11 protein-coding genes are annotated in these 11,430 nt (G+C 69.4%); 4 read left to right on the top strand and 7 right to left on the bottom strand.

The features are described 5' to 3' along the window. A partial coding sequence (locus A9W96_RS28810) for an alpha/beta fold hydrolase (protein ID WP_067019496.1) occupies positions 1–568 on the bottom strand: 568 nt, incomplete at its 3' end. 180 nt (positions 569–748) lie between these two features. On the opposite strand from A9W96_RS28810, the gene A9W96_RS28815 reads away from it, so the two are divergent. Beyond that, positions 749–1,648: an alpha/beta hydrolase gene (locus tag A9W96_RS28815; RefSeq protein WP_067144584.1), complete on the top strand. Its 900-nt coding sequence runs from the start codon at positions 749–751 to the stop codon at positions 1,646–1,648. A gap of 7 nt (positions 1,649–1,655) precedes the next feature. Here A9W96_RS28815 and A9W96_RS28820 read toward each other — a convergent pair whose 3' ends face one another. The 3 genes from A9W96_RS28820 to A9W96_RS28830 are packed head-to-tail and all read right to left on the bottom strand — an operon-like array spanning position 1,656 to position 5,192. Further along, a complete protein-coding gene (locus A9W96_RS28820) occupies positions 1,656–2,969 on the bottom strand; it encodes an amidohydrolase family protein (RefSeq protein ID WP_067144578.1) in 1,314 nt (437 codons plus the stop codon). Further along, positions 2,963–4,144, bottom strand: a complete 1,182-nt coding sequence (locus tag A9W96_RS28825; protein WP_067144579.1) for a CoA transferase — start codon at positions 4,142–4,144, stop codon at positions 2,963–2,965. Before A9W96_RS28825 ends, A9W96_RS28820 begins: the two co-directional genes overlap by 7 nt. A 31-nt stretch (positions 4,145–4,175) precedes the next feature. Then, a complete protein-coding gene (locus tag A9W96_RS28830) occupies positions 4,176–5,192 on the bottom strand; it encodes a MaoC family dehydratase (RefSeq protein ID WP_066876330.1) in 1,017 nt (338 codons plus the stop codon). 133 nt (positions 5,193–5,325) lie between these two features. Here A9W96_RS28830 and A9W96_RS28835 point away from each other — a divergent pair, with 133 nt between their 5' ends. Together A9W96_RS28835 and A9W96_RS28840 are read left to right on the top strand one after the other, a co-directional pair. After that, on the top strand, positions 5,326–6,480 hold the full coding sequence (locus A9W96_RS28835) for an acyl-CoA dehydrogenase family protein (protein ID WP_067144580.1): 1,155 nt from the start codon (positions 5,326–5,328) through the stop codon (positions 6,478–6,480). A 129-nt stretch (positions 6,481–6,609) separates the two neighbouring features. Further along, positions 6,610–7,053, top strand: coding sequence for a CD225/dispanin family protein (locus tag A9W96_RS28840; RefSeq protein ID WP_066866041.1), 444 nt, complete (start codon positions 6,610–6,612; stop codon positions 7,051–7,053). On the opposite strand, the gene A9W96_RS28845 is transcribed toward A9W96_RS28840, so the two are convergent. Beyond that, on the bottom strand, positions 7,038–7,991 hold the full coding sequence (locus tag A9W96_RS28845; protein ID WP_067144581.1) for an enoyl-CoA hydratase/isomerase family protein: 954 nt from the start codon (positions 7,989–7,991) through the stop codon (positions 7,038–7,040). The two genes, A9W96_RS28840 and A9W96_RS28845, sit on opposite strands and share 16 nt — an antisense overlap. Positions 7,992–7,994: 3 nt before the next feature. After that, positions 7,995–9,512 carry a fatty-acid--CoA ligase FadD4 gene (fadD4, locus tag A9W96_RS28850; RefSeq protein ID WP_066866045.1) on the bottom strand — a complete coding sequence of 506 codons (1,518 nt, stop codon included), beginning with the start codon at positions 9,510–9,512 and terminating at the stop codon, positions 7,995–7,997. A 251-nt stretch (positions 9,513–9,763) separates the two neighbouring features. Between fadD4 and A9W96_RS28855 the strand changes: the two genes are divergently transcribed. Beyond that, positions 9,764–10,870, top strand: coding sequence for a sensor domain-containing diguanylate cyclase (locus tag A9W96_RS28855; protein ID WP_067144582.1), 1,107 nt, complete (start codon positions 9,764–9,766; stop codon positions 10,868–10,870). Positions 10,871–10,896: 26 nt separating this feature from the next. On the opposite strand, the gene A9W96_RS28860 is transcribed toward A9W96_RS28855, so the two are convergent. Beyond that, a partial coding sequence (locus A9W96_RS28860) for a phosphoenolpyruvate carboxykinase domain-containing protein (protein WP_156765463.1) occupies positions 10,897–11,430 on the bottom strand: 534 nt, incomplete at its 5' end.

Genomic DNA, 11,430 nt, shown 5'->3' on the forward strand with positions numbered 1-11,430 from the left:
CGACCACCAGCACCGGGGCGGTGACCCCGGCCAGCAGGGCGTGCTGGTCGGGCCGGGCGGACACCACGCTGCGCACCGCCCAGCGCACCGAATCGGTGTTCACCGACTGCACGGCTGCCTGCACGGTCGCCACCACGTCCGGGCGGGTGCGCAGCGTCGTCGGGCCCAAGAAGGCGCGGACGGCCGAGCGGGTCAGCGGCGGCCGGATGCCGCCCAGCAACCTCGCCAACCGGAGCATGGCGGCGTACTGAATCTTTTGCGCAACAGGGGCTTTCGAGGCCGTGCAATTCATCAGCACCGCGCGGTCGAGGCGGTCGGGGTAGCGGGCGGCGAAGGTGCCGCCGATCATGCCGCCCCATGAGTTGCCGACGAAGTGGGCCCTGTCGAGGTCGAGGCCGTCCAGCAACTCGACGACGCAGCGGGCGCAATCGGTGAAGTCGAACATCGCGCGCAGCGGCGCACTGCCGCCGTGGCCGGGTGGATCGATGAGCACCAGCCGATGGCTGTCGCCGAAGCGCGCGGCCTGGCCGGCCCACAGGTCGCCCGTCATCAACAGGCTGGGCCACATCAGGACCGCGGGCCCGGTGCCCGCGCTGACCTGGACGTGCAGCGTTCCGAGAACCGTGTCGACGAACCGCGAAGCCAGCCGGGGGTTATTGGCGGTCACGCTGCCTCCTGACGTCCAATCGTGCGCGGCAGATGCCACACAGCCGTCCTGATGATTTTCCGCGTCGGTGATACTGATGCGGTGACGAACAACGATGTTCATCCTGACCTGCAACGATTTGTCCGCATCGCCCCACGCCGGCTCGTGGGTCCCCGGACCCTGCCGCTCATGCGGGCGGGGATCGCGTGGCGGGGACGCCTCGGCAAGCCCGTGGCCGGGGTCGAGGTGGTCACCCTGGATTCGGGGGCCGGCGTTCGGCTGTTCCGGCCCGCCGGGGTCACCGAAACCACGCCCGCGCTGTTGTGGATCCACGGCGGCGGATACGTGATCGGCACCGCCCAGCAGGATGACCAGCTCTGCAGCGGCTTCAGCAGGCGGCTGGGCATCACCGTCGCATCGGTGGAATACCGCCTGGCGCCCGAACATCCGTATCCCACGCCGCTGGAAGACTGCTATTCGGCGCTGACCTGGCTGGCCGGGCTGCCCTCGGTGGACCGCTACCGCATCGCCATCGGCGGCGCCAGCGCCGGCGGCGGCCTCGCGGCGGCCCTTGCCCTGCTGGCCCGCGACCGTGCCGAGCTCAGCCCGGCATTTCAGCTGCTGACCTATCCCATGCTCGATGACCGCAGTTCGGCCACCGCACCCCGGGCGCACTACCGGCTGTGGGACAACCGCAGCAACAAGTTCGGCTGGGCGGCCTATCTCGGCAACGCCGACCCCGCGGCGGCCGTCCCCGGCCGCCGCGACGACCTCAGCGGATTGCCGCCGGCCTGGATCGGGGTGGGCACGCACGACCTGTTCCACGACGAAGACCTCGCCTACGCCGAGCGCCTGACCGCCGCGGGGGTGCCGTGCCAGGTCGAAACCATTCCGGGCGCCTTCCACGGCTTCGACCTGGTGTTGCCGAAAGCCCAAGTGTCGCGGCGGTTTTTCGACAGCCAATGCAACAGTCTGCGCGCCGCGCTCAGCCCGGCCACCTGACAGCACCTCACATCGCGAAGTAGATCAGCTCACCGCCGATGACGGTCGCCGCCACCAGGCCGGCGTCCAGGGCGGCCAGCGCCGTCTGCGGCGGTTCGTTGAGCACACACAGGTCGCCCGGCTGCCCGATGTCCACGGTGCGCGGCCGGCCCGGCTGATCGGCCCGGCCCAGGAACATCGTCAAAGCCTCTCGCGCCGAGACGCATTCGCGCGGGCCCAAGACGGCGCCCTGAACCGTGGTGCGGTGCACCGCGGCGCGCATCGCCGTCCAGGGATCGCCGTGGCCGAACGGCATGTCGGTGGACAGCGCGACCGGCACCCGCGCCTTGCGCAGGGATGCGACACGCCACAGCTGATCGTGTTCGGCGGCGGGGACCTCGGCGAGGTATTGGTCGCCACGCTCGGCGACGAAGTTGGGCTGCGTCACCACCGTGACCCCGAGCTCGGCGAGGTCGGCCAGATTGTCGTCGGGCACCACCGCGGCGTGTTCGATGCGGTCCCGCGGGTGGCCGCCCGCCTCGCGCAGGGCCGCGATGGTCACCACCAGCTGGGCGGCGGTCACGCAGTGCACGGCGACGGGCCGGCCGCTATCGTGCTGGTGCGTAACCCATTCCGTGAGCGCCTCGAGGTCCAGGCTGTCGTCGTGCAGGATCTTCTTGCCCGGTGACAGGAAGCTCAGCCGGGGCCGGAACTCGCCTCGCCGGTGCGCCTCCGTCAGCGACGCCATGTCGTCGGCGTCCAGGTCCGGGGTGGCGTCGGTGACGCCGGTGACACCGGTCGCGGTGATCCGGCGGCTCAGTTCGGCCAGATCGGTTTCGCGCCGCTGCAGGGCCAGCGACCAGCCGCGGTCGGCGCTGCGCAGCCGACCGTCGGGATGCTCGGACAGGCCGACCCGGCCCAGCGCTTCGGAATTGAGGATCCACAGCGCCCCGCTGCGGTGCTGGATGCGCACCGGAATGTGGGGAACGATGGCGTCCAGCGTACCCCGATCGAGTTCTCCGGCCACCGAATCGTGGTAGCCGACAGCGCGAATCCAGCCGTCGGGGCCCGGTGTGGCGTTGGTCAGCAATTGGGTGAGCTCGGTTTCGGTGCTGACCCCGGGCGGCCCGACGAGAAACGAATCCTGCGCCGAGGCCGCCGAGCGCAGGTGCACGTGGTGGTCGTGCAGGCCGGGCAGGACGGTGCCGCCGCGGGCGTACAGCACGCCCTCCCCCGGGCGCGCCACCAGGCCCTCACCCGGCGGCGCGATCTCTTCGATCAGCGCGCCCACCCGGATGTCCGCTGCCCTCCCGTCCAGCAAGGTGGCCCGCTGAATTAGCATGGTAGGCAACGCCTTTGGTCGACCAGGCGCCGCACCGCCTCGTTGTCGGCGCCCAGTCCGGACGCCGGCGGTGCTGCCGGTGGGGCCGACGGCGCCGACACGGGTGCGCCCGATGCCGAGGGCCCGGTCGGTAGCGCCGCGTAGGTCGCGGCGACCCCGGCCATGCAGATGCGGATCAACTCGCCGCCGCCGCGGCCCAGGGCTTCGGCCACCGCCAGGGCCGCCTCCAGCCCGGTCAGCGGGTCGGCGATGGCGTCGCCGCAGAACACCGGCCCGTCGGCGCCGGTGCCGACCAGCCCACCGGCCACCGCGGTGTCGTCGCCGAATCCCGGTCTGTGGCCGTCGTATCCGGTGATTTGCAGCCAGATTCGGCCGGCGCGCGCCGTGATGTCCTCGGGCCCGAGCCCCCGGCGCGCCAGTGTCGCGGGGCGCGAGCCCTCGATGACGATGTCGCTGGCGGCCAGCAGTTCCCGCAGTTCGTCGGCCTGGGTGTCGAAATCGATTCCATAGCAGAGCTTTTGGCCGTTGATCCAGTCGAAAAAGGCCGGGTTTCCGGCCCGGGTGCCGTCGGGACGTCGCGGGCTTTCGACCTTGACGACGGTCGCACCGGCACGCGCGAGCAGGCCCGCGCACAAAGGACCCGCCCACATCGAGGACAGGTCGGCCACCAGCAGCCCCTGCGGGCCGCGCGGCGCCAACCGCGATCCCTGGACCCGGATCCGCGGCGGCGCGGGCGCCGCCTCGCCCAGGCCCGCCACCGGAATGTCGAGCAGCCCCGCGCGTTCGACGATCTCGGCCACCCGGCGGGTGCCCGCCCAGCGCTGCAACACCGGCCACGGGTCGGCGGGCATGTCGTCGGCCTGCAGCAGCGCCGGGACGGCGTCGAGGTCGTCGGCGCGCGACAGAGTCAGCGCGCACCAGCCATCCCGGGCGGCGAGCAGCCGCGTGGCGCCGCCCGGTGACACCCGCCCGGCGCGGCTCAAGCCCAGCAACGCCGCCCGCCCCGTCAGCACGCTCGGCGCATCGACACCGACGCCCAGCCTGTCGCCGATGGCCGCCGCGATCTCGTCGGCGCGGGTCAGCAGGTTGGCGCGGGAGAAGTCGGCGGGACCGTCGGGCAGGCCGGTCAAATAGGCCAGCCCGCTACTTCCCCATTTGGTGGCGGCCGAGCTCACGTCCCCATTGTGCGCGTGGCGCACGTCGGCCTCAGAACTGCAGCGCGTGAAACCGCCAGTCCAGCACCGGACGGTCCGGCTCGGCCGCGGTGTCGCTGACCGCATAGACCAGCGAACGCAGCCCCAGCACGCCCCCGTGCCCGGTGGGCTCGGCCGATTCGACGTGCAGTTCGCTGTAGAGGGTGTCGCCCTCGTGCACCGGCCCGGTGTGATCGCAGGATTGCCAGTTCAACACCGTCACCAGATTGGGCAGTAACCTGCTGGCCTGCGCCAAGGCCAGCCCGATGGTATGCCCGCCGTACACCAGCCGACGCCCACCGACTCGCGAATCATGGTGTGTGGCAGCGATATTCAAGGTCAGCCGGGCGAGCTCGGGTGCACTGCTCACCACGTCGGCGGTGCTGTGTAGCACCGAACCCGCCAGGCCGGCGTCGAAGTGCGGACCGGGCGCCTTGTTGCGGAACACCTCGCCGTCCCATTGCGCGGTCGGATCGTGGGCCGGGCCGGGCACGTCGGCGCCGATGCCGGACAGATCGTCGTGCGGCCCGTCCTCGGGCTGCCAATCCGGGCCGGCGGGCAGCATGCCGCAGCGGTAGAAGTCGAGCACCAATTGATCGGCCTGGTCGATGGTGATCATCCGCAGCGCCGCCAGCCCCGTCGGCGCCCGCCCCGGCTTGGGCGAATTCGCCCGCAGCCCAACCACTTCGGTGCGGGTGTAGAGGGAATCACCGATCACCGGGAAACGGTGAAACACCAGGCCCCGATAGAACAGGTTGGCCTTGACCCGCTGGGTCACCAGCGTCGACTGCCCGATCGCCACGTCGCACACCAGCCCCGGATGGGCCAGCGGCGCCGGCAGGCCCGTCACCGCCGCACACAGGTCGGCGTCCAGCGCCAACCGCAGCCGGTCGCCGACGATCGCCTGATGGGCCCCCGCCAACCCGGACGACAGCGTCATCGACGGCGCCCAGTCGAACACCTGCCCCACCGAGAGGTCGTCGAAGTACGGCCCGCCCTCGCGGATTGCCGCATACCCGTCACTCGTCACAACGCCCCATGCTGGCAGGCTGTGGAATCAAGGGTCAATTCGGATCAAACCCCCAACGTCGACTTGCTGACGTCAATTCGTACGGTTTTGCCCATCAAGTCGACGTTCGGCGCAATCGGTTAGGTGATCACAGGTGAACGACGAAGAAGAGATGCTGGTCGCCACGGTGCGGGCGTTCATCGACCGCGACGTCAAACCGAGCATCCGCGAGTTCGAGCACGCCAACACCTACCCCGAGGCGTGGATCGAGCAGATGAAGCGGATCGGGATCTACGGTCTGGCCGTTCCGGAGGAATACGGCGGGTCGCCGGTCTCCATGCCGTGCTACGTGCGAGTCACCGAGGAATTGGCGCGCGGCTGGATGAGCCTGGCCGGTGCGATGGGCGGCCACACCGTGGTGGCCAAGCTGCTGACTCTGTTCGGCACCGAGGAGCAGAAGCGGAGCTACCTGCCGCGGATGGCCAGTGGCGAGGTGCGCGCCACCATGGCGCTGACCGAACCCGGCGGCGGTTCGGATCTGCAGAACATGACCACCACCGCGCTTCCCGCGGCTCCCGGCGACGCCGATCACCTGGTGATCAACGGATCCAAGACCTGGATCAGCAACGCGCGCCGTTCCGGGCTGATCGCGCTGCTATGCAAGACCGACCCAGACGCCACGCCCCGCCACAAGGGCATCTCGATCGTGCTCGTCGAGCACGGGCCGGGCCTTACGGTGTCGCGGGACCTGCCGAAGCTGGGTTACAAGGGCGTCGAGTCGTGCGAGCTGTCGTTCGACGACTTCCGGGTGCCCCGCTCGGCGATACTGGGTGACGTTGCCGGCGAAGGCTTTTCACAGATGATGAAGGGGCTCGAGACCGGACGCATCCAGGTGGCCTCCCGCGCCTTGGGCGTCGCCACCGCCGCGCTCGAAGATGCGCTGGCCTACGCCCAGCAGCGCGAGAGCTTCGGCCAACCCATCTGGCAGCACCAGTCGATCGGCAACTACCTGGCCGACATGGCGACCAAACTCACCGCGGCCCGCCAGCTCACCCGGTACGCCGCCGAGCGCTACGACAGCGGCGAACGCTGCGACATGGAAGCCGGGATGGCCAAACTGTTCGCCTCCGAGGTCGCCATGGAGATCGCGCTGAACGCGGTGCGAATCCACGGCGGCTACGGCTATTCCACCGAATACGACGTGGAACGCTACTTCCGGGACGCGCCGCTGATGATCGTCGGCGAAGGCACCAACGAGATCCAGCGCAACGTGATCGCCCGCCAGCTGGTGACGCGGGGCGGGATCTGATCCGGCCCGCAAATCTCACGGACCGGAGCAAAGTTTGGGAGTATATTTGCCTGACTTCTCCGGCCGGCAAACCGGAACGGCAGTAAAGCTGTTCGCCAACCGAGGGAACCACAGGGAAAGGCAGCCGCCATGAGTTATCCTCCCGTGCCGCCCGGAGGTTCGCCAGAATGGCCGGGGCAGCGACCGGAATGGCAAGGCCAGCAACCGGAATGGCAGGCTCAGCAGCCGCCCGGGTGGCAGGGCCAGCCTCCGCCGGCCGGATGGCCGGCACCCCAGCCGGGATGGCAGGAGCCCGAGAATTATCTGGTTTGGGCGATCCTGGTCACGGTGCTGTGCTGCCTGCCGTTCGGAATCGTGTCCATCGTCCACTCCACTAAGGTGTCCGGGCTGTGGGCCCAGGGCCGCTACGCCGAGGCCCAGGAGGCGTCCAACAACGCCAAGAAGTGGGCCATCATCGGCGCGGTCGTGGGTGCCGTCGCGGCGGTGATCGGTGTGGTGCTGTGGTTCGCCATGTTCGCGGCGATCGTGTCGTCCATCCCGTCCACGACCACCACCACCTATTCGAGTTTCTGAACCTCGTCAACCAACCCCCATTCCAGCGCGGTCGGCACGCCGACGGTGCGCCCGGACAACACGAGATACGCTGTGCGCCAACGGCCTATCCGCCGTGTGACGCTGACTGTGCCGCCGGCGCCGGGAAGCAGTCCCAGCGCCAATTCGGGTAGCCCGAACACCGCGTCGTCGCGGGCGGTGACCCACCCGCAGAACGCCGCCATCTCCAGTCCGCTGCCCATCACCCGGCCGTGCACCTCGGCCCGGCACGCCCGGCCGAGCCTGGCCGCCAGCGCGTCGAGCGCCAGGGCCGGGCTGTAGCGGGTACGGGCCAGGTGCGCACTCGCCGGGTCGGCGAACGTGCCGAACTCGGCGAGGTCGCCGCCGCTGCAGAACGACGGGCCGTTGCCGCTCAACACGACGCCGGTGACCGACGGATCCAGCTGCGCGACGGCCAGGGCCTCCAACAGCGCCGCGCGCGCATCGGTGGAGAACGCGTTGTGCCGCTGGGGCCGGTTGAACGCGATGCGCACGACGTCGCCGTCGCGCGTCACCCGCACCGGGTCGGCGATCTCGGGGACGCATGCCGGGCCCCGCTCACTCAGCCACCGCGCGAACTCCGGGCCGGCCTGCAGGGTCGAGTACGCCAACGACTCGGTCGTCACTCCGGACAGCGTCGGGCCCAGTGGGTCCACCGCGCGCAGGACGTCGTCACAGACCCCACTGGCGTGCGGCCACCGATCGCAGCGTGCCGTCAGTTCGTCCACCGTCGCCGACAGCGAGTCGACGGTGACCACCCGCCGGTCGGCGCAGGGATCTTCGGTCAGCGTGAAAGTTGCCGCCGCAAGCCAGGATTCGGCCGCATCGATGTCAGCGGCCGAGCCGACGGCGACGATCACCCCGGGCGGCGACCCCGGGCCGTCGTGCGGCGCACTCGACAGGTCGACCACCCGGAGCATGACTCACACCGAGTACTTCTCGATCAGCCCATTCTTGTAGAGCTTGCCGGTGTCGGTGCGCGGCAGCTGCGCTTCGAAGGCGATCGATCGCGGGCATTTGTAGTGCGCCAAGCGGTCTCGCAGCCACGCGGTCAGCTCGTCGGCGAATTCGTCGGTGGCATCGGCCGCGTCGACGGTCTGCACGGCCGCCACCACCCGCTGGCCCATCTCGTCGTCGGGCACCCCGAACACCGCGGCGTCCAACACCTTCGGGTGGGTGACCAGAAGGTTCTCGGCTTCCTGCGGGTAGATGTTCACCCCGCCGGAGATGATCATGTGGTGGCGCCGGTCGGTCAGGTACAGGTAGCCCTCGTCGTCCAGGTAGCCGATGTCCCCGACGGTGGCCCAGCCGTGCTTGTCGCGCGATGAGGCGGTTTTGGTTGGGTCGTTGAGGTATTCGAACGAGTACCCACCCTCGAAGTAGATCTCGCCGGCCTGTCCTGGCGGCAGCTCGTTGCCGTGCTCGTCGAGAATGTGCACGGCGCCGCCCATGGGTTTGCCGACCGAGCCCGGATGGGCCAGCCAGTCTTCGGCGGTGATCAGCGTCGATCCGTGCGCCTCGGAGGACGCGTAGTACTCGTCGATGATCGGCCCCCACCAGTCGATCATCTGCTTCTTGATCTCCACCGGGCACGGGGCCGCCGCGTGCATCACCCGCTGCAGGCTGGACAGGTCGTACGAATGACGCACCTGCTCAGGCAGTTTCAGCATCCGGGTGAACATCGCCGGCACGAATTGGCCGTGCGTGACCCGGTGGCGCGCGATGACGTCCAGGCAGCCTTCGGCGTCGAACTTCTCCATGACGACCGTGGTGATGCCGCCGGCCTGCGCGCTCATCGACCACACCGACGGCGCCGTGTGGTACAGCGGCGCCGGGCTGAGGTACACCGAATCGGGCGTCATCCAGAAACTGACCAGCGCCGACATCATGCCGGGCGCCTCGGCCGGTGGCACGTGCGGCAATTCGCGTTTGATGCCCTTGGGCCGGCCGGTGGTGCCCGACGAGTACTGCAACAGATCGCCCTCGATCTCGTCGGCGATCGGGGTATCGGGCAGTCCGGCAACGCATTCCGGGTAGCGCTCCCAATTCGGCAGGTCGCCATCGGCGATCAGCAGCAGCTCGGGCAGCCCGCCGGGGAGGTGCTCGGCCAGGCCGGCAAGCGTGTCACGCAGCGCCGCCGAGCCGATGATGGCTTTGGCGCTGCTGTTGTCGATGATGTAGGCCGCCTCTGCCGCGGTCAGGTGGGTGTTGATCGGCACGTAGTACAAACCGCTGCGACGAGCCGCCCACATCACCGCGTGGATGTGCTCGTTGTTCTCCATCAGGATGGCGACCGTGTCGCCCTCACGCAGGCCCGCCTGGCGGAACCGGTGCGCCAGGCGATTGGCTCGCGCTTCGAGGTCGTCGAAGGTGATGACCGTCCCGGACGGGTACAGGATGACAGCAGGTTTGTCGGCGCCGATATACGGGCGGATCTGCATGCGCAGACTGTACCGCCGCCAAACTTGACGGGTGTTAAGTGGTCGGCGGCCGCGGCTCCGCCCCCGCTCCAGCAAAGCGTTTCGCGGCGCCGGCCGACGCCCTCGCGGCGCCGTCGCGATGCGCGCGTCCGGTCATTTTGGGCGCCGGCCGCGGCCCGCGGAAAGTCGCCGCCGATAACGCAGTTAAGTACAATGCCGTTGGCCGTGGAAGTCAGCCTTGGCGGGTACGCCACTTCGCACCGGAGGTGCGCATGACCGCCGAGCAGGCATCCGAGCCCGCGGCATGCGCCGCTGCCCCGCCGGCCCCCGCGGTCGCGCCGTCCGACTACGTCGACGGCATGGAGCGCCTGGTGCATGCGGTTCAGGAGCTCTCGCTGGCGCGCACCCTGCCCGACATCCAGCGGATCGTGCGCACCCGGGCCCGGGAGCTCACCGGGTGTGACGGAGCCACGTTCGTGCTGCGGGACGATGACCGGTGCTACTACGCCGACGAGGATGCGATCGCCCCGCTGTGGAAGGGCAGCCGCTTACCGATCAGGTCCTGCATCAGCGGGTGGGCGATGCTCAACCGCGACGCGGCGGTCATCCCGGACATCTACCGCGACTCGCGCATCCCGCACACCTTGTACCGCCCCACCTTCGTCAAGAGCCTGGTGATGGTGCCGATCCGCAAGCTCGATCCGATCGGCGCGATCGGAAATTACTGGGCCGCCCCGCATCAGCCGTCCGAACACGAGGTGCACCTGCTGCAGGCCCTGGCCGACTCGACCTCGATCGCCATGGAGAACGTCCAGCTGTACTCCGAACTGGAACAGCGGGTGCGCGATCGCACCGCCGCGCTGGAGCGCGCCAACGAGGAGATCCGCCGGCTGTCGGTGACCGACGAGCTGACCGGACTGAACAATCGTCGCGGCTTCTACCTGCTGGCCGAGCAGAAACTCCGTGGAGCCCACCACCTCGGCCACAACTGCGTGCTCGCCTTCCTCGACGTCGACGGCCTCAAGAAGGTCAACGACGAGCAGGGCCACGAGGTGGGCGACAAACTGCTCAGGGACGTCGCCCATGTGCTGCGGACGATTCGCCGCGAGTCCGACATCCTGGCCCGGATCGGGGGCGACGAATTCTGCGTGATGGTCACCGAGAACGGCGACGGCACAACGTCACTCGAGGAGCGACTCGCCGCGGCGTTCGGGAACTTCAACAAGACCGGGGATCGGCCCTACCGGGTGTCGGCCAGCATCGGGCTGGTGCGCGCACCGGTCTCCGACACCGCCGGCGTGGACGAACTACTGGCCCGCGCCGACGAGCTGATGTACGCGGAAAAGAAGGCCAGCCCCGATTCGCGTTTGGCGGGCTGATCGGTCAGCCCCCACCCGAGGGTGGGTCAGCCCGCTTCGGACAGCCGCTGCTTGAGGGCCTCGAACTCGTCGCGGACGCCGGTGGGCAGCTTGTCGCCGACGAACTCGAACCACTCCTCGATCAGGGGCAGTTCCTCGCGCCATTCGGCCGGGTCGACCGCCAGCGCCTTGGCCACGTCGCCGCCCTCGACGTCCAGGCCGTCGAGGTCCAGGTCGTCGGCCGTCGGCACGATGCCGATCGGGGTGTCCTGGCCGCCGGCCTGATGCTCGATGCGGTCCACGATCCACTTGAGCACCCGGCTGTTCTCGCCGAAGCCCGGCCACAGGAAGCCGCCGTCGGAGTCGCGGCGGAACCAGTTGACGAAGAACACCTTGGGCAGCTTGGACTCGTCGGAGTTCTTGCCCAGGTCGATCCAGTGCTGGAAGTAGTCACCGACGTGGTAGCCCAGGAACGGCAGCATAGCCATCGGGTCGCGGCGCACGGTGCCGACCTTGCCCTCGGCGGCGGCGGTCTGCTCGCTGCCCATGGTGGCCCCCATGAACACGCCGTGCTGCCAGTC

Origin of the sequence: Mycobacterium sp. 1245852.3 (genome assembly GCF_001669335.1) — a bacterium.
Taxonomy (GTDB): Bacteria; Actinomycetota; Actinomycetes; order Mycobacteriales; family Mycobacteriaceae; genus Mycobacterium; species Mycobacterium europaeum_A.